Annotated in this window: 15 protein-coding genes; 8 read left to right on the top strand and 7 right to left on the bottom strand. The window is 68.4% G+C overall.

The window, feature by feature from the left end; translation table 11 throughout:
* Position 1 precedes the first annotated feature (1 nt).
* From FBQ73_RS20360 to cynS, 4 genes are read left to right on the top strand one after another with little or no spacing between them, the layout of a single operon-like run.
* Entirely contained in the window at positions 2-1366 is a 1365-nt protein-coding gene (locus tag FBQ73_RS20360; protein WP_138401315.1) for a CmpA/NrtA family ABC transporter substrate-binding protein, read from the top strand.
* 3 nt (positions 1367-1369) lie between these two features.
* Positions 1370-2209, top strand: a complete 840-nt coding sequence (ntrB, locus tag FBQ73_RS20365) for a nitrate ABC transporter permease (RefSeq protein WP_138401316.1) — start codon at positions 1370-1372, stop codon at positions 2207-2209.
* Positions 2210-2214: 5 nt separating this feature from the next.
* The gene (locus FBQ73_RS20370) at positions 2215-3150 is read left to right on the top strand and encodes an ABC transporter ATP-binding protein (RefSeq protein ID WP_138401317.1); all 936 of its coding nucleotides are present in this window, start codon (positions 2215-2217) and stop codon (positions 3148-3150) included.
* A 46-nt stretch (positions 3151-3196) separates the two neighbouring features.
* Positions 3197-3685, top strand: a complete 489-nt coding sequence (gene cynS, locus FBQ73_RS20375; protein WP_138401318.1) for a cyanase — start codon at positions 3197-3199, stop codon at positions 3683-3685.
* Positions 3686-3829: 144 nt separating this feature from the next.
* Here the strand turns inward: cynS and FBQ73_RS20380 are convergent, their stop codons facing one another.
* The 5 genes from FBQ73_RS20380 to FBQ73_RS20400 form a co-directional block, all read right to left on the bottom strand.
* Entirely contained in the window at positions 3830-5089 is a 1260-nt protein-coding gene (locus tag FBQ73_RS20380) for a DUF4167 domain-containing protein (protein ID WP_138401319.1), read from the bottom strand.
* Between the two features lie 572 nt (positions 5090-5661).
* A complete protein-coding gene (gene prmC / locus FBQ73_RS20385; RefSeq protein ID WP_210236845.1) occupies positions 5662-6522 on the bottom strand; it encodes a peptide chain release factor N(5)-glutamine methyltransferase in 861 nt (286 codons plus the stop codon).
* 53 nt (positions 6523-6575) lie between these two features.
* A complete protein-coding gene (gene prfA / locus FBQ73_RS20390) occupies positions 6576-7658 on the bottom strand; it encodes a peptide chain release factor 1 (protein ID WP_138401320.1) in 1083 nt (360 codons plus the stop codon).
* 78 nt (positions 7659-7736) lie between these two features.
* Entirely contained in the window at positions 7737-10004 is a 2268-nt protein-coding gene (gene ptsP, locus FBQ73_RS20395; protein ID WP_138401321.1) for a phosphoenolpyruvate--protein phosphotransferase, read from the bottom strand.
* An 81-nt stretch (positions 10005-10085) separates the two neighbouring features.
* Positions 10086-11345 carry an aspartate kinase gene (locus tag FBQ73_RS20400; RefSeq protein WP_138401322.1) on the bottom strand — a complete coding sequence of 420 codons (1260 nt, stop codon included), beginning with the start codon at positions 11343-11345 and terminating at the stop codon, positions 10086-10088.
* A gap of 433 nt (positions 11346-11778) precedes the next feature.
* Here FBQ73_RS20400 and FBQ73_RS20405 point away from each other — a divergent pair, with 433 nt between their 5' ends.
* From FBQ73_RS20405 to FBQ73_RS20415, 3 genes are all read left to right on the top strand, one after another.
* Positions 11779-12201: an HIT domain-containing protein gene (locus FBQ73_RS20405; protein WP_138401323.1), complete on the top strand. Its 423-nt coding sequence runs from the start codon at positions 11779-11781 to the stop codon at positions 12199-12201.
* Between the two features lie 143 nt (positions 12202-12344).
* On the top strand, positions 12345-13292 hold the full coding sequence (gene nudC / locus FBQ73_RS20410; RefSeq protein WP_138401324.1) for an NAD(+) diphosphatase: 948 nt from the start codon (positions 12345-12347) through the stop codon (positions 13290-13292).
* 88 nt (positions 13293-13380) lie between these two features.
* Positions 13381-15081, top strand: coding sequence for a solute carrier family 23 protein (locus FBQ73_RS20415; RefSeq protein ID WP_170218987.1), 1701 nt, complete (start codon positions 13381-13383; stop codon positions 15079-15081).
* A 30-nt stretch (positions 15082-15111) separates the two neighbouring features.
* Here FBQ73_RS20415 and FBQ73_RS20420 read toward each other — a convergent pair whose 3' ends face one another.
* Together FBQ73_RS20420 and FBQ73_RS20425 are read right to left on the bottom strand one after the other, a co-directional pair.
* Entirely contained in the window at positions 15112-15972 is an 861-nt protein-coding gene (locus FBQ73_RS20420; protein WP_138401326.1) for a prephenate dehydratase, read from the bottom strand.
* A 7-nt stretch (positions 15973-15979) separates the two neighbouring features.
* Positions 15980-16747 (bottom strand): 3-deoxy-manno-octulosonate cytidylyltransferase, encoded by a 768-nt coding sequence (locus tag FBQ73_RS20425; RefSeq protein WP_138401327.1) that lies wholly within the window; start codon positions 16745-16747, stop codon positions 15980-15982.
* Positions 16748-16969: 222 nt separating this feature from the next.
* Here FBQ73_RS20425 and FBQ73_RS20430 point away from each other — a divergent pair, with 222 nt between their 5' ends.
* Positions 16970-17515, top strand: a complete 546-nt coding sequence (locus FBQ73_RS20430) for a c-type cytochrome (protein ID WP_138401328.1) — start codon at positions 16970-16972, stop codon at positions 17513-17515.
* Positions 17516-17569 lie beyond the last annotated feature (54 nt).

Consider the following 17569-nt stretch of genomic DNA (forward strand, 5'->3'; position numbering starts at 1 on the left):
GATGTCGATGTTCTCGAACCCGTTCTCGCTGAAGTCGAAGCTCGGCCGCTGCCTGTGCGGGCGCCATGCGACGCCGGAAGAGCACGCATCGGCGGAGCGGGCGGCGGGGCTCGGCGACGAGGCGCGCTATCGTGATGTGGTGGCCTCGGGCCTCATGCGCGCGCTGTTTCCCAACGACATGAAGCGCCGCGCCTTCCTGAAGGCGGTGGGCGCCTCCACCGCCGCGGCGGCGCTCGCCACCTTCTTCCCGCTGGACGCCGCGACCGAGGCGTTCGCCGCCACCGGCAAGCCGGAGAAGACCGACCTGAAGGTGGGCTTCATCCCCATCACCTGCGCCACCCCCATCATCATGGCGCACCCCATGGGCTTCTATACGAAGCACGGCCTGAACGTGGAGGTGGTGAAGACCGCCGGCTGGGCGGTGATCCGCGACAAGACCATCAACAAGGAATACGACGCCGCCCACATGCTGGCGCCCATGCCGCTGGCCATCTCCCAGGGCCTCGGCTCCAACCCGATCCCCTTCGTCACCGCCGCTATCGAAAACATCAATGGCCAATCCTTCACCCTTGGCATCAAGCACAAGGACAAGATGGACGTGAAGTCGTGGAAGGGGCTGAAGTTCGCCATTCCCTACGACTTCTCCATGCACAATTACCTGCTGCGCTACCTGCTGGCGGAGAACGGCATCGATCCCGACACCGATGTGCAACTGCGCGTGGTGCCGCCGCCGGAGATGGTGGCCAACCTGCGAGCCGAGAACATCGACGGCTTCCTTGCCCCCGACAATATCGCCCAGCGCGCGGTGTTCGACGGCGTGGGCTTCATCCACTCTTTGTCCAAGACCATGTGGGACGGCCACCCCTGCTGCGCCTTCGCGGCGAGCCGGGAATTCATCACCACCATGCCCAACACCTATGCGGCGCTGCTGCGGGCCATCATCGATGCCACCGGCTATGCCTCCAAGGCCGAGAACCGCAAGGCCATCGCCGAGGCCATCGCCCCGCCGGCCTATCTCAACGCGCCGGTGACGGTGTTGGAGCAGGTGCTGGTAGGCAAGTTCGCGGACGGCCTCGGCAACATCAAGGATGACCCCAGGCGCATCGATTTCGATCCGTTCCCGTGGGAGAGCTTCGCGGTGTGGATGCTGACCCAGATGAAGCGCTGGGGCCAGATCAAGGGCGAGGTGGACTACGCCTCCGTCGCCAACCAGGTGTTCCTCGCCACCGACGCCGCCAAGGTAATGACGGAGATGGGGCTGACCCCGCCGGCCACCACCTCCAAGTCGTTCTCGGTGATGGGCAAGGTGTTCGATCCGGCGAAGCCCGCCGAATACGTCGCCTCCTTCGCCATCAAGCGGAGCTGAGCGATGAAGAGCCTCGGCGTGCGCGCCGGCCTGCTTTCGGTGCTGCTGTTCGTCGCCTTCTGCGCGCTCTGGCAGATCGCCGTCACCCCGAGCGCGAGCACGGGGCCGGCGCTCGATCCGGAATATGCCAAGCTCATGGGCATCTCCACCGTAGGGGCGAAGTCGGCCATGCCGGGGCCGCTCGACGTGGCGGCCAAGCTCTGGGACAACCTGAAGCGGCCGTTCTACGACAACGGGCCGAATGACAAGGGACTGGGCCTCCAGCTTCTCTATTCCATTGGGCGCGTGTTCATCGGCTATGGCCTGGCGGTGCTGGTGGCGGTGCCGGTGGGCTTTCTCATCGGCATGTCGCCGCTCGCATACCGCGCGCTCGACCCCTTCATCCAGGTGCTGAAACCCATCTCGCCCCTCGCCTGGATGCCGCTTGCGCTCTACACCATCAAGGATTCCGCACTCTCGGCCATCTTCGTCATCTTCATCTGCTCGGTGTGGCCCATGCTGCTCAACACCGCCTTCGGGGTTGGGGCGGTGCGCAAGGAGTGGCTGAACGTCGCCCGCACGCTGGAGGTCGGCCCATGGCGGCGGGCCTTCACGGTGATCCTGCCGGCGGCGGCGCCCACCATTCTCACCGGCATGCGTATCTCCATCGGCATCGCCTGGCTCGTCATCGTGGCGGCGGAGATGCTCGTGGGCGGCACCGGCATCGGCTACTTCGTCTGGAACGAATGGAACAACCTTTCCATCGCCAATGTCATCGTGGGCATCCTGCTCATCGGCGTCGTGGGCATGGTGCTCGACCTGATCCTGGCGCGCTTGCAGAAGCGCGTGACCTTTCCGGAGTGAGCGTCATGACCAGGACATCAGCCGAGACGGTGAATGCCGATCGCTTCATCTCCATCGAGGGCATCGCCCGGCGCTATCCGGCGGCGGGAGGCGGCTCCACCACCATCTTCGAGGACCTTTGGCTGCAGGTGCCGCGGGGTGAGTTCGTCTGCATCATCGGTCATTCGGGATGCGGCAAGACCTCCGTGCTCAACATCCTCGCCGGGCTGGAGACCCCGTCCGACGGGGTGGTGGTGGTGGATGGGCAGGCCATCGACGGGCCGAGCCTCGACCGCGCCGTCATCTTCCAGGGCCATGCCCTGCTGCCGTGGCGCAGCGTGCTCGGCAATGTCGCCTATGCGGTCTCCTCGCGCTGGCGCAAGGCGGGACGGACCGAGGTGGAGGAGCGGGCGAAGCGCTTCATCGACCTCGTGGGCCTCAAGGGCAACGAGGCCAAGAAGCCGGCGGAGCTCTCCGGCGGCATGCGCCAGCGCGTGGGCATCGCCCGGGCGCTGTCCATCGAGCCCAAGATCATGCTGATGGATGAGCCGTTCTCGGCGCTGGACGCGCTCACCCGCGGCACGTTGCAGGACGAGGTGCGTCGCATCTGCAAGTCCACCGGCCAGACCGTGGTGATGATCACCCACGACGTGGACGAGGCCATCTACCTCGCCGACAAGATCGTGCTCATGACCAACGGCCCGGAGGCCATGGTGGCCGAGGTGGTGGAGAACCCGCTGCCGGCCGACCGCCGCCGCGACAGCATCCACCACGAGCCGGATTTCTACACGGTGCGCAACCACCTGGTGGATTTCTTGGTGTCCCGCAGCCGCACCTTCAGGGACGAGAAGCCGGCGGGCTACGACCCGCGCCATCCGCCCCTGGTGCGCCTGGGCGTGCCGCCGGAGCCGCCGCCCGCCAACACCATTCCCTTTCCCGCCGTTGCCAAGGCCCGCGACTGACCGCGCGGCGCCGGCCCGACAAAACCAAGAGTGGAGAGCAAGACCCATGAAGCGCGAGCAACTCACCGAGAAGATCCTCGACATCAAGCGCGAGAAGGGCTGGACCTGGAAATACATCTGCGAGGAAATCGGCGGCATGTCGCCTTTTCTCGTGGTTGGCGCGCTGCTGGGCCAGATGAAGCTGGTGAAGCCGCTGGCGAAGAAGGCAGCCGAGCTGTTCGGCCTCTCCGAGGTGGAAGAGCGCATGCTGAACGAGGTGCCCATGCGCGGCGCCGGCACGCCCATGCCCCCCACCGACCCCCTCATCTACCGCTTCTACGAGCTGGTGATGGTGAACGGTCCGGCCTGGAAGGCGCTCATCGAGGAGGAGTTCGGCGACGGCATCATGTCCGCCATCGACTTCAACATGGAGATGGTGCGCGAACCCAATCCCAAGGGCGACAGGGTGCAAATCACCATGTCCGGTAAGTTCCTGCCCTACAAATACTATGGCAACGAGCAGGGCATCCCCGACTACGGCTTCAAGGAAAGCTGAGGGGCGTTCGCGCGGCCATCGCCGGCGCCGTCAAGGTGCCGTCAAGGTACCGCGAGGGTGCCGCGAAGGTGCTTGGCCCAAAACGAAAAACCCCGCCGGGCGACCGGCGGGGTTTTGCATTCCAGGGCCGCTGCAACGGCAGTTTCAGTCGTTGAAGAGCGCGGGCTGCTCGGGGGCCGGGGCCTCGCCTGCCGCCTGCTCGGTGGCGCCCTCGGCGCGAGTGCGGAAGCGACGGCGACGGCCGCGGCGGGCATCCGTGCCCTCGGCGGCCTCTGCGGCGACTTCGGGGGCCTCGACCGCCGCCGGCTCGCGGGCCGGCTCCGATGCGGGCTCGGCGCGGACGGGTTCAGGGCGGGGCGGCTCGGCGCGGGCGACTTCGCGAGCGGGCTCCGCACGAGGAGCTTCCGCACGAGGAGCTTCGGCACGAAGAGCTTCGGCACGTGGAGCCTCTGCCCGGGGCGCCTCAGCGCGGGGTTCGGCGCGTTCCTTGGCTATGGCGGGGGAGCCGGTGATGAAGGAGGGCAAGCCAAGATCCTGCTCCTCCACGCGCGGGGCGCGGGGCGGACGAGGGGCCTCGGCCTCCTCGCTGCGGGGGACGCGGGCAGCACGTGGCGTGAAGCCTTCGCCGGTCTCGTCGCGGTTGCGGCGGCGGAACTCGCGTGGCGCGCGATCCTCCCGGGGGGCGCGCTCCTCGCGCGGGGCGCGCTCTTCGCGGGGTGCCCGGTCTTCACGGGGCTCGCGCTGCTCGCGGGAATCCCGCTGCTCAATGGGCGCGCGATCGTCGCGCGGTTCACGCTGCTCACGGAAGTCGCGCTGCTCGCGGGGGGCCCGCTGCTCACGCGGTTCGCGCTGGTCCCGCTGCTCGCGGGCCTCGCGCTGCTCGCGGGGCTGGTAGCTTTCGCCACCCTCTTCGTCCCGGTTGCGGCGGTAATTGCCCTGACGGTTATCGCGCTGGCCGCGATCATCCCCACGATTGTCGCGATTGTCGCCACGGGTGTCGCGGTTCTCCCGCGCCTCGCGGGGCTGATAGGGCTGCTCGCCGCGGTTGAAGGGCGGCTGCGGCGCGTCGAGCGCGCCCACATCGTCCATATCCTCGTCGTCCATCTCGTCGTCGCGACCGAAGCCGGGCGGCGGTGCGAACTGGCCCTGGAGCGAGGCGATGAGACGCAGATAATGCTCGGCGTGCTGGAAATAATTCTCAGCGGCTACGTGATCACCGGACGACTGGGCGTCGCGAGCCAGCTGCTGATATTTTTCCGCGATGTGGTGGGCTGTTCCGCGCACCTTCGTGTCCGGGCCGTTCGATTCGTAGACCCGTGTCAGAGGGTTCGAGCTGCGCCGGTTGCCGTTGTTGTTGTTGTTGTTCCGGCCGCGCATGCGCTGCTTCTGCTGACCATTTCTCATGTGGATCAATCTCTACTCGCTCGGCGTTCACGCCGCCGTCTGCGCCCGGTCGCCATGCGCCGGTGAACTTTCGCAACACGCCCGACATAGGTTCCGGGCGGCGCACGCCAGGATGCGCGCTGTTCCGCTTTCGCAGGCCATGAACGTCAGCTTCGCGAGCCGCCTGCGCCGGCATTCGCGCTGGTCTGAAAGTGCGATCGTTCGTTAAGTCCGGATCTGTCCGATCATCGAGCCCCGTCCCGTGCCCCCCAGCACGGCCGCCGTTACACGATACGCTGCCGAGCCATGAGGCCCGCGCGCGCTCAACACCGTGAAACGATCTCACCGCCGGATGCTGGAGTGTGCGCAGCATGCGCGCGCATCATCCCACCGCATCCATAGCGCCCGAAACATCTGCTTGAGATTTCGGAAGCCCGCATCAGCCCCTTGGGCCAACGCATCGGTTCGATTCCTGAAATAGACACTAGCCATTTCCCTCCAAGGTTCCAAGCGGTTTTTTCTCAGTTTGCGCGATGCCGACCTTGGAGTGCTGCCAAAGTACGAGCCCGGAAACTCAGTCCCCGCTACGGAACTTACCGGCGGATGGCGACGAGAGCCCTGGGGATGCCCGCAAGATCGCGCCGTGCGGGGCCTGCCACTTCAAGTCCCGCCGCCGCAACCCGTTCCGAAACCGCCTGCTCCTGCCCCGCGCCCAGTTCCAGCACAGCGATGCCGCCGGGACGCACGAGGCGCGGCAAATCGGCGGCGATGGCGCGGTAGGCGAGGAGGCCGTCAGCCCCGGCCTCCAGCGCCAGGTGCGGGTCATGCAGGCGGACCTCGTCGGGCAGTTCCAGCATGGCGGAGGAGGTGATGTAGGGCGGGTTCGAGACCACGAGGTCGAAGCCGCCGGCCAGCGCCGTTCCCCAGTCGCCCACCACCACATGGGCGCGCGCGGCGAGGCCGTTGAGCGCGAGGTTGGCGCGCGCGGTCAGGGCCGCGCCCTCGGAGCGGTCCACGGCGGTGCCGGTGGCGTTTGGACACTCCACCAGCAGGGCGGCGAGGATCGCGCCTGTGCCCGTGCCCAGATCGAGGATGGTGAGGGGCGCGTTTCGGTCGGGCAGCGCGGCAAGGGCCGCCTCTACCAGCGTCTCGGTGTCGGGGCGCGGCACCAGGGTTTCGGGGGAAAGGTGAAGGTCGAGGCTCCAGAACTCCCGCCGGCCGCGGATGCGCGCCACTGGCTCGCCGCCCGCCCGCCGTTCGGTAAAGGCGCGGGCCTTCGTCTCCGCCTCGGGCGGCACGGTTGCATCGGCGCGCAGGAGAAGATCGCTCGGCGCGCAGCCAAGCGCCTGCGCCAGCAGCAGGCGGGCGTCGAGGTCCGGCGTCTCCACGCCGGCTGCGGCGAGGGCCGCCGCCATCTGCCGGCGCAGGGCGCCGATGGTCAGGGCTTCAGCCACAAACGATGCCCCAAGCCCACGCCTCTCCTGCCCACGCCTCTCCTGCCCACGGCTCAGGCCTCCTCGGCGGCGGCGAGCAAAGCGGCCTGGTGCTCGGTGAGCAGCGGGTCGATGATCTCGTCCAGCGCCGTGCCGGCGATCACCTCGTCCAGCTTGTAGAGGGTGAGGTTGATGCGGTGGTCGGTGACGCGCCCCTGCGGGAAATTATAGGTGCGGATACGCTCCGAGCGGTCGCCGGAGCCCACCTGGCCCTTGCGCTCGGCAGCGCGGCCGGCCTCCTTCTTCTGGCGCTCGTCGTCGAGCAGGCGCGCGCGCAGGAGCGCCATGGCCCGGGCCTTGTTGCGGTGCTGGGAGCGCTCGTCCTGCACCGCCACCACTGTGTTGGTGGGCAGATGGGTGATGCGCACGGCGCTTTCCGTCTTGTTCACGTGCTGGCCACCGGCGCCCTGGGCGCGGTACACGTCGATGCGCAGGTCCGCCTCGTTGATGTCCACGTCCACGTCCTCCGCCTCAGGCAGCACCGCGACGGTGGCGGCGGAGGTGTGGATGCGTCCGCTGGTCTCGGTGGCCGGCACCCGCTGGACCCGGTGGACCCCGCTCTCGAACTTCAGGCGCGCATAGGCGCCGCGGCCGTGGAGAGCGGCGACGATTTCCTTATAGCCGCCCATGGTCCCCTCGCTCTCGGAGAGGATTTCCACGCTCCAGCCCTTCTCGGCGGCATAACGCGTGTACATCCGGTAGAGGTCGCCGGCGAACAAAGCGGCCTCGTCGCCGCCGGTGCCGGCGCGCACCTCAAGGATGATGCCGCGCTCGTCCATGGCGTCCTTGGGCAGGAGCGCGAGACGCACGGCGGTGGCTAGAGCCTCGATGCGGTCTTCAAGGCGCTCCACCTCCGCCTCGGCCATCTCCCGCATCTCAGGGTCGGCGGCGGATTCGGCCAGAAGCTCGCGCGCGCCCTCCAGGTCCCGCTCGGCGTCCTTCAGGGCACGCACCTGCTCCACCACGGGCGACAGGTCGGAAAACTCGCGGCCGAGGCGCACATATTCCTCACCCTCCGCGCCGCGGGAGAGGGCGGCCTCGATCTCGGCATGGCGCGCGACCAACTGGTCGAGCTTGGCGGTGGGCAGGGAGGTCATGGGTCTCAGGCGTTTTCCGCAAGGGTGAAGCCGGTTTGCGTCCAGAAAACGCAGTGGGGGCGGCCGTTTGGACGCGCCCTAAATGGGCAGCCCGCTCGCCTTGGCGAAAGCTGCGAGCGCGGCGCGCGGATCGGCCATGCCGCTCTTGTCCTCCAGCAGGGGCAGCAGCACCTTGCGGGCGGCGGAGACATCCAGCTCCAGCATCATGGCCTTCACCGGGCCGATGGAGGCCGGCGACACCGACAGTGCCCGGTAGCCCAGTGCGGCGAGGGCCACCGCCTCCAGCGGCCGCGATGCCAGCTCCCCGCACAGGGTCACCGGCTTGCCGTGGCGCTGGCCGGCCTCCGCCACCAGGCGGAAGGCCCGCAGGGCCGGTGGCGACAGCGGATCGAAGCGGTCCGCCACCCGCACATTGGAGCGGTCCGCCGCATAAAGGAACTGGACCAGATCGTTGGAGCCCACCGAAAGGAAGTCGGCGCGCGAAAGGATCTCGTCCAGCTGGAACAGCAGGGACGGCACCTCCACCATGGCGCCGATATAGACCTTCTCGGGCAGGCCGTGGCCGTGCTTGCGCAGATGGGTCAACTCGCGCTCGACGATGGCGCGGGCGCGGTCGAATTCCTCCACCGCCGCAACCATGGGGAACATGATGCGCAATTCGCGCCCCGCGCCGGCCCGCAGCAGGGCGCGCAACTGGCTGCGCAGCAGCCCCGGCCGGTCGAGCCCCAGGCGGATGGCGCGCCAGCCCAGCGCCGGGTTCTCTTCCTCGACAGTCCGCATATAGGGCAGCACCTTGTCGCCGCCGATGTCGAGGGTGCGGAAGGTGACGGGGCGCTCACCGGCGGCATCCAGCACCGCGCGATAGAGCTTCAACTGCTCCGAGATGCGCGGGAAGGCCGAGGCGATCATGAACTGAAGCTCGGTGCGGAACAGGCCGATGCCCGCCGCGCCGGTTTCCGTCACATGGGGCAGGTCCACCAACAGGCCGGCATTCAGGTGCAATTCGATATGCACCCCGTCCTTGGTGACCGAGGGGCGGGTGCGCAGCGCGGCATACTGGGCCTGGCGGCGGGCGCGGAAGCGCACCTTCTCCGCATAGGCTTCCTCGACATCGCCGGGCGGGCGCAGATGCACCTCGCCGGCCTGCCCGTCCACGATGACGGGGTCGCCGGGATCGGCAAGGCCGGCCGCATTCTCCACCTGGCCTACGGCGGCGATGCCGAGCGCACGGGCGACGATGGTGACGTGGCTGGTGGTGCCGCCTTCCTCCAGCACGAGGCCGCGGATGCGCGATCGGTCGTAGTCCAGCAGCGCCGCCGGGCTCATGTTGCGGGCGACGAGGATGGCGTTTTCCGGCAGCGCCTCGCGCTCCGAGCTGCGATTGCGGCCGGTCAGCTCGCGCAACAGGCGGTTGGCGAGGTCGTCGAGGTCGTGCAGGCGCTCGCGCAGATAGGGGTCGGAGGCGCGCATCATGCGGGCACGGGTATCCGATTGCACCCGCTCCACCGCGCCCTCGGCGGTGAGGCCGGAGAGCACGGCCTCGCGCATCTTGTGCATCCAGCCCCGGTCGTGGGCGAACATGCGGTAGGCTTCGAGAATGTCGCGGTGCTCGCCAGCCTTGGCGAGGCCGTCGTCCTCCAGCATCAGGTCGATGGAGTGCCTGAGCTTGCCGATGGCGGCGTCGAGGCGGGCGGTCTCCTTCACCACGTCGTCGGCGATGACGTTGGTGACCTTGATGCGCGGCTCGTGCAGCACCACGTGGCCGAGCCCGAGGCCATCCGCCAGCGCCACGCCCTTCAGATGCAGGGGCCGGCGCACCGCCGGCTCGGCACCGGGCTTGGCCAGCGCGGTCAGTTCCCCGGAGGCGATCATCTCCGCCAGCACCATGGCGGTGGTCTGGAGCGCCTCGATCTCCTCTTCCGTGTAGGTGCGGCGGGCGCGGTTCTGCACCACCAGCACACCCAGCGTGTTGCCGGCCCGCAGGATCGGCACGCCGAGGAAGGAGTTGTAGACCTCCTCGCCGGTTTCCGGGCGGTAGGAGAATTCCGGGTGGGCGTGGGCGTCCGACAGCGCGAGGGATTCCGCCTCGCGCGCCACATGGCCGACCAGGCCCTCGTCCACGCGCATGACGGTGAGGTGAACCGCGTCCCGGTTCAGGCCTTCGGTTGCGTAGAGTTCCAGCGTCTGGTCGACGCGGAGCACATAGACCGAGCAGACTTCTGCCACCATGTTGGCGGCAATCAGCACCACGATCTTGTCGAGACGGTCCTGCGCGCTGACCGGCTCCGCCATCACCTCACGGAGGCGGCGGAGCAATACGCGCGGACCGCCGAGCGCGCCACGCATCGGCCGCATCCTTAAATGTGGGCGGGTTTCAGGTGCCCGCGGGGCTCTGCGTTGAACGGCGTGCCCCCGCGGGTCCGTCCATCAGCTGTCCAGCCCGTATAGCGAATGGAGAGTCCGAACCGCAAGTTCGGTATAGGCCGCATCAATCAGGAAGGAGATCTTGATCTCCGAGGTGGTGATGGCCCGGATGTTGATTCCCTTGCCCGCCAGCGCCTGGAACGCCTGCGCCGCCACGCCCGCGTGAGAGCGCATGCCGATGCCGATGACCGACACCTTGGTGACGTCGGCGGCACCCTCCACCACCTGGTGGGCGATGGTGTCCCGCGCCTTCTCGATCACCGCCTTGGCGCGCTCGAAATCGGCGGTGGGGACGGTGAAGGTGATGTCGGTGAAGCCATCGGCCGACACGTTCTGCACGATCATGTCCACATTGATGTGGGCGTCGGCCAGCGGGCCGAACACGGCGGCGGCGATGCCCGGCTTGTCGGCGACCCGGCGGATGGAGACCTGGGCCTCGTCCTTGGAGAAGGCGATGCCGGTGACCACCTGCGATTCCATCTGGTTTGCCACGATCTCCTCCTCGTCGCAGATGAGCGTACCGGCCTTTTCCACGTTCGCCGTCTCGGGGGCGTCGGGATCCACAAGGCTTGAGCGCACGAAGGTGCGTACATTATGCACCATGGCAAGCTCCACCGAGCGCACCTGCAGCACCTTGGCCCCCAGCGAGGCCATTTCCAGCATCTCCTCGAAGGCGATGCGGTCGAGGCGCCGCGCCTTGGGCACCACGCGCGGGTCGGTGGTGTAGACCCCGTCCACGTCGGTGTAGATGTCGCAGCGCTCGGCCTTCAGCGCCGCGGCCACCGCCACCGCCGAGGTGTCCGAACCGCCGCGCCCCAGGGTGGTGAGACGGCCCGTGGGCAGGTGAATGCCCTGGAAACCGGCGATCACCGCCACCTCGCCGCCGTCGATGGCGGCGCCGAGCTTGTCGCTGTCGATGTCGAGGATACGGGCGGAGCCATGGGCGTCGTCGGTGGAGATAGGCAGCTGCCAGCCCTGCCAGGAGCGAGCGGAGAGGCCCATTTCCTGAAGCACGATGGCCAGCAGTCCGCTGGTGACCTGCTCGCCCGAGGCGACCACCGCGTCATATTCACGCGGGTCGTAGAGGGCGGAGGCATCCTTGCACCAGCCGACCAGTTCGTTGGTCTTGCCCGACATGGCGGAGACCACCACGGCCACCTGGTAGCCGGCCTCGACCTCGCGCTTCACATGGCGCGCCACATTGCGGATGCGCTCGATATTGGCGACCGAGGTGCCGCCGAACTTCATCACCAGCCGAGCCATCGCTCGTGCCTTTCTTCGCCTGGAAAACGGATGGGAGACGTCTCTGGGCGGCCCGCGATGCGGCGGGCCGGGGTCAGGGATGCGTCATTTTCGCAGGCACGCCATGCCGAGGCGCCGACGGGCGCGCGGGTCGAGGCGGATCAGATGGGCCGAGCGAAACATCCCGAAAGTCCTTCCGCGCGGGTTCGATCAAGGGCGCGCGGTGATTGCGCGCCTCCATAGCGGCAAGTGCGGGCGGGGGCAACCATCCCTGATCACGGCGCGGCCCGGTGACGCCGGCCGTCCCGGTGTCCGCGCGCATCGGTGGAAGGCTGGGACGGGGGCACAGGGTCTGCAACCTCCGGGAAGGGATTGGTGTCCGATGCGGCTAAAGGTCGAGCTTGTGCGGCTTCGCATCTCGCGTCATCAAGCCTGATCCCCAGGGAGCCGTTTCATGAGCCAGCACCACGCTTTTCGCCTCGATCCTCGCCTCGAGGCCGATGGACCGGCCGTTGGCGACCTTCCGCTGTGCCATGTTCGCCTTGTGGACGATGCGCGCTTCTTCTGGGTGGTGTTGGTTCCGCGCAGGGCCGAGATGGTGGAGATCATCGACCTGCCTTTCGCCGATCGGCTCCACCTCATGGAGGAGATCGCGGTCGTGTCGGCGGCGGTCAAGACAAGCTCCGACTGCGCCAAGTTGAACGTGGCGGCGCTCGGCAACGTGGTGCCGCAGCTTCATTTGCATGTGGTGGGCCGCAAACCGGGTGATGCCGCCTGGCCGGGACCCGTGTTCGGCGTCGGAGTCCGCGAGCCGCTTTCGGCGTCGGCGCGGGACGAACGTCTAGCGGCCCTGCGCACCAGCCTCGCCATCCTCTAGAATAGGTATGGCGCCGGCTCTGGGACGTCCGACCCTGACCTCTTCTTCGCGTGGGAGGTGCGACCTTGCCTCCGGGCCGCGTGCATGCGACGGTCGCCGCCGGCCGCACAGGCGGCTGTCCTGCCGGAAATCAGCGCCTTTCCATGTCCCTGCTCTCCCGTCCTGAACTCGGCGCCTGGCCGGACCTCGGCTATGTCGGAAGCGTGCTCGACCGGGCCGCGCACCTGCGCCCCGATGCCTGCGATCCGTCCGGGGATCTCCTGTCCGATCCTGCCGCAGGATTTTACCTCCTAGGCGGCGAGCTCGTGGCGCTCAAGGGCGACGGCCCGGTTTTCGATCCGTTTTTTTCCCGCACCGAGGCGCAGGCACGGGGGCGGGGCGATCCGATCTTCCTTGGCCTCGACGAGGGTGCGCCGCGTTTTGCCCTGTCGTTCGATCCCGGCCTGAGGGAAGCGATGGAAGGGCAGGGGCTGAAGGTCACGGACCTGCGCTCCATTGCGGTGGGCGGGTTGGTGCTGCCGCGCCACCTGCCTCCCATCGCCTGCGGCAAGGCGCTGTTCGGCTGGCACGGCCGGCACGGCTTCTGTGCCAATTGCGGCACCGCCTCGCGCATTCTGGATGGCGGCTGGCGACGCGATTGCCCATCCTGCGGGGCACAGCATTTCCCGCGTACCGATCCGGTGGTGATCATGCTGACGGCCGTGGGCGACAAGTGCCTCATGGGCCGCCAGCCGCATTTCGCGCCGGGCATGTGGTCGTGCCTCGCCGGCTTCGTGGAGCCGGGCGAGACCATTGAGGAGGCGGTGCGCCGCGAGACGCTGGAGGAGGCAGGCATTACCACCGGACGCGTCACCTATCGCGCGTGCCAGCCCTGGCCCTTCCCCATGTCGCTGATGATCGGGTGCGTCGCCGAAGCGACAAGCCGTGACATCGTCATCGACCGCAACGAGCTTGAGGCCGCCCGCTGGTTCGACCGGGACGAGGCGGCCCTGATGCTTACGCGCACCCATCCCGACGGCCTGTTCGTGCCGCCGCCCATCGCCATTGCCCATCACCTCATTCGAGCCTTTGTCGAAGGTGTCGATGCCTGAGGCAAAAGCGCGGTCGCGGTCGCCGCGGTCCCGTTTCCGGCGGGGGATCGAACGCCTCTTTCCCGATCCGCGGCACGGCGGTCGCATCTTGCGGCGCCCGGCCTCCCTCGTCTACGGGCTCGACGACAAGGTGCCGCCGGCCGCGCTGGTGCCGCTTGCCGCCCAGCACGCCATGCTGGCGGTGACCTTCCTGATCTATCCGGTGCTGGCGGCCACCGAGGCTCGGCTGCCGGCGGACCAGATGTCCGCCATGCTTTCGGCCTGCGCCATGAGCATTGGCGTGGCCACCATCATCCAGTGCATGCGTACGCGCTTCGGCTCGGGCTACCTCGCGGTTCACATCCCGGCGCCGGGGGCGATCCCCTTGGCCGCGCAGGCGCTGATGCTGGGCGGGCTCGGGCTCATGGCCATGACCACGCTGCTGGTGGGCATCTGCCAGCTGTTCATGGCGCGCCTGGTGCGCCCGTTGCGGGTGCTGCTGCCGCCGGAAGTGTGCGGCGTGGCGGTGAGCATGCTCGGCGTGTCGCTGGCCGGGCCGGCCCTGCGCCGGGCGCTGGGGCTCGACCACGGGCCGCTGGTGGCGCAGAACGCCACGTTCGCAAGCCTTGCCACCGTGGGCATCATCGTCGCCATCACCGTGTTTGCCCCGCGACGGCTGAAGCTGTTCGCGGTCTTTGCCGGCGCCAGCATCGGCTGGGTGCTGGCCCTCGTGCTCGGCGCTGGGCATCCGGAGGCGAATGCGGCCATTGCCGCGGCGCCCCTGGTCGCCTGGCCGACGCTGACGCTGCCGAGCCTCCAGTTTGCCCCGGCGCTGTTCCCGCTGATGGCGCTGCTGGTGATGATGAACCTCGTGGACGTGCTTTCGGTCACCGTCTCGCTGGAGAAGATGAACGACGCCGACTGGCGCCGCGCCGATATGCAGGCCGCCCAGAGAGCGGTAACTGCCTGCGGCTTCGGCAACATCCTCAACGGGCTGACCTCCGGCTTCCAGTCGGGGCTCTCCTCGTCTTCGGTGGGGCTGGCGTTCGCCACCCAGTCCACCGCGCGCATCATCGGCATTCTCGCCGGAGCCATGATCTTCGCCATCGCCTTCCTGCCGAAGGCCATCGTGGCGCTCACCCTCATTCCATCGCCGGTGATCGGCGGTATCCTGCTCTACACTTCGTCCTATCTGGTGGTGGCGGGGATGGATCTCGTCACTTCCCGCCGCTTGAGCGAGCGGCGGGTGTTTGTGGTGGGGCTGTCGGTGCTGGCGGGACTTTCAGTGGCCCTCCTGCCGCTACGAGAGCAGCTGCCGCTGGTGCTCCAGCCACTGTTCTCCACGCCGCTCACGGTGGGAGCGCTCAGCGCCATCCTGCTGAACCTCTTGTTCCGCATCGGCATCGCCCGCGAGACCGGGGAGATTGTGCCGGAGGGCGCGCACGCCTTCCCCTTCGCTCGCGACTTCCTGGAGCGGCAGGGCGATGTGTGGGGCGCGCGGCGGGATGTGATCGCCACCGCCATCCCCACGGTGGCGCAGGCGCTGGAACTGGTGATCGATTCGGGCATCGCCGAAGGACCCATCGAGTTGCGCGCGCGCTTCGACGAAACCCATCTCGACGTCTATCTCATCTATGACGGCGAGGTGGTGGAGGCGCCCAAGGAGCGGCCCTCGCCCGAGGCACTGCTGGGCGATGCGAAGGAACAGGCGTCCTTCGCCGCCTGGATGCTCAAGCGCCTGTCGGACCGGGTGCATTTCGGCCGCACCGGCGGCGGCAGGGCGCGCATCGCCCTGCGCTTCGATCACTGACGGAGCGGCGCTCCGTCAGTTCACGTCTCCTCAGAACGTCTCCTGCTCCGCCGCGAACTGCGCCCGGTAGGGATGGGCGGGATAGACGCCGAGAATGCGCATCTCGCGGGAGAAGAAGGCGAGTTCCTCCAGCGCCAGCTTCACCGGCCGGTCATCCGGGTGGCCGTCCACGTCGGCATAGAACTGGGTGGCGGTGAAGCGGCCGTCGAGCTGGTAGGATTCCAGCTTGGTCATGTTCACCCCGTTGGTGGCGAAGCCCCCCAGCGCCTTGTAGAGCGCCGCCGGCACGTTGCGCACCCGGAACACGAAGGTGGTGACCACCGGGCCGTTGCCGGCCGGCGCCCATTCCCCGCCGCGCGCAAGGATGATGAAGCGCGTGGTGTTGTGGGCCTCGTCCTCGATGTTCTCGGCCAGGATGTCGAGCCCGTAGATGTCGGCGGCAAGACGCGAGGCGATGGCGGCGCGGCTCACGTCGCCGGCTTCCGCGATCTCGCGGGCCGAGCCTGCGGTGTCGGCGCCGATGACTGCCGTGAGGTTGAGGGTGCGGATGGCCTTGCGGCACTGGCCCAGCGCCATCACGTGGCTCTGCACGCTCTTGAGGGTGGCGAGGCTTGCCCCCTTTACCGCCATGAGCTGGTGCGACAGCGGCAGGAAGTGTTCGCCGATGATGGAGAGGGACGACTGGGGCATCAGGTGGTGGATGTCCGCCACCCGTCCCGCCACCGAATTCTCGATGGGAATCATCGCGTAGGTGGCCGCGCCGCTCTCGACCCCGGCAAAGGCGTCCTCGAAGGTGGCGCAGGGCACCGCCTCGAAATCCGGAAACACCTCGCGGCAGGCGATGTGCGAATTGGCGCCCGGCTCGCCCTGGAAGGTGATGCGGCGGATCATGACGTCCTCACTTCTGTTCGGCCACTTCCCGGGCGAGAATCGCGCGGGCGCGGTCGAGATGGGCCTGTGTGTCCACCCCCAGCGGCACCGCGTCCACCACCGCCACGTCGATGCGCATGCCAGCTTCCAGCGCGCGGAGCTGCTCCAGCTTCTCGCGCTGCTCCAGCACCGAGGGGGCCAGCGCGACGAATCGGGCGAGCGCCGGCCGGCGATAGGCGTAGAGGCCGATGTGGTGGTAGAGAGGTCCGGCGCCATAAGGCGCGGTGGCGCGGGTGAAATAGAGCGCGCGCAGCAGGTTGTGGCCTAAAGGTGAGCCCACCACCTTGACCACGTTGGGGTCGGTGCGCTCTTCCTCCACCACGATCTCGGCGCACAGGGTGGCGATATCCACGGCCGGCTCGGCAAGCGGCGCCAGCGCCCGGCGGATGGTCTGCGGGGCGATGGTGGGCAGATCGCCCTGCACGTTCACCACCACGTCCACGGTGCCATCGGGATCGAGCGCGCCGAGCGCCTCGAAGATCCGGTCCGAGCCGGAGGGATGGTCGGCGCGGGTCAGCACCGCTGTGAAGCCGGAGGCCTGGACGGCGGCGGCGATCTCCTCGGAATCGGTGGCCACGGCCACCTGCCCGACGGCGGCTGCGGCCGCGCGCCGCGCCACCTCCACGATCATGGGGCGCCCGCCCACGTCGGCCAGCGGCTTGCCCGGCAGGCGGGTGGCGGCCATTCGCGCCGGGATCAGCACGAGCACGCGGGCGCTGGGAATGGCGCTGGACATGGCGGTCGGCGGCTCCCTTTGGGCCGCGTCCAATGCGGGCGCGGGGAGTGGCATTGGGGCGCGCCTTATACGGGTTGCCTCGCTCGGATCAAAGTGGTTAGTGTCGCCGACGGTGCGCGGGGTTCTTCGCGCGCCGCTCATCGACATGCTTGCACGCCCGGCCGGATCCCATTCCATGCGCCGCGGCAGCGAGGACAAAGGGCTCCGAGGGGCGAAGCGCCGATGGACTTTTTTGAATTGAACAAGATTGTAGGTGCGGTTCTGGGCACCTTGGCGCTGACCCTCGGGCTGGGGATCGTCTCGCAGATCCTGTTTGCGCCCGAAGCGCCGGCCAAGCCCGGCTTTGATATCGTCGTGCAGCAGGGCGCCTCTGGTGGCGCTGCTCCGGCCAAGGCCGCGGAAGTGCCCATCGAGCAGCTGTTTGCTACCGCCTCGGTCGAGAAGGGCGCCGCCGCTGCCAAGAAGTGCGCGGCCTGCCACAACTTCCAGGAAGGCGCCGGCGCCAAGGTCGGCCCGGACCTCTACGGCATCGTCGGCCGTCCGGTCGCGTCTGCCGCCGGCTTTGCCTATTCCGCCGCCATGAAGGCGAAGGGTGGCGACTGGACGGCTCTGGCTCTCAACACCTTCCTCACCAGCCCGAAGGCTGCGGTGCCCGGTACCGCCATGGCCTTCGCCGGCATCCCGAAGGAAGCCGAGCGGGCGGACCTCATCGCCTATCTCAACAGCCTGTCCCACGATCCCAAGCCGCTGCCGACGGCCGCGAAGTAGGATCGGGGCATGCGCCGACCCTGCGGCGGCGCGGGGCTCTGTTCCACGGGCGTT

Origin of the sequence: Xanthobacter autotrophicus (assembly GCF_005871085.1) — a bacterium.
GTDB classification, from domain to species: domain Bacteria; phylum Pseudomonadota; class Alphaproteobacteria; order Rhizobiales; family Xanthobacteraceae; genus Xanthobacter; species Xanthobacter autotrophicus.

Coding starts and splice junctions, on each gene's coding strand:
- FBQ73_RS20360 (WP_138401315.1), top strand. CDS start 2: ATGTCGATGTTCTCGAACCCGTTCTCGCTGAAGTCGAAGCTCGGCCGC.
- ntrB (WP_138401316.1), top strand. CDS start 1,370: ATGAAGAGCCTCGGCGTGCGCGCCGGCCTGCTTTCGGTGCTGCTGTTC.
- FBQ73_RS20370 (WP_138401317.1), top strand. CDS start 2,215: ATGACCAGGACATCAGCCGAGACGGTGAATGCCGATCGCTTCATCTCC.
- cynS (WP_138401318.1), top strand. CDS start 3,197: ATGAAGCGCGAGCAACTCACCGAGAAGATCCTCGACATCAAGCGCGAG.
- FBQ73_RS20380 (WP_138401319.1), bottom strand. CDS start 5,089: ATGAGAAATGGTCAGCAGAAGCAGCGCATGCGCGGCCGGAACAACAAC.
- prfA (WP_138401320.1), bottom strand. CDS start 7,658: ATGACCTCCCTGCCCACCGCCAAGCTCGACCAGTTGGTCGCGCGCCAT.
- ptsP (WP_138401321.1), bottom strand. CDS start 10,004: ATGCGTGGCGCGCTCGGCGGTCCGCGCGTATTGCTCCGCCGCCTCCGT.
- FBQ73_RS20400 (WP_138401322.1), bottom strand. CDS start 11,345: ATGGCTCGGCTGGTGATGAAGTTCGGCGGCACCTCGGTCGCCAATATC.
- FBQ73_RS20405 (WP_138401323.1), top strand. CDS start 11,779: ATGAGCCAGCACCACGCTTTTCGCCTCGATCCTCGCCTCGAGGCCGAT.
- nudC (WP_138401324.1), top strand. CDS start 12,345: ATGTCCCTGCTCTCCCGTCCTGAACTCGGCGCCTGGCCGGACCTCGGC.
- FBQ73_RS20420 (WP_138401326.1), bottom strand. CDS start 15,972: ATGATCCGCCGCATCACCTTCCAGGGCGAGCCGGGCGCCAATTCGCAC.
- FBQ73_RS20425 (WP_138401327.1), bottom strand. CDS start 16,747: ATGTCCAGCGCCATTCCCAGCGCCCGCGTGCTCGTGCTGATCCCGGCG.
- FBQ73_RS20430 (WP_138401328.1), top strand. CDS start 16,970: ATGGACTTTTTTGAATTGAACAAGATTGTAGGTGCGGTTCTGGGCACC.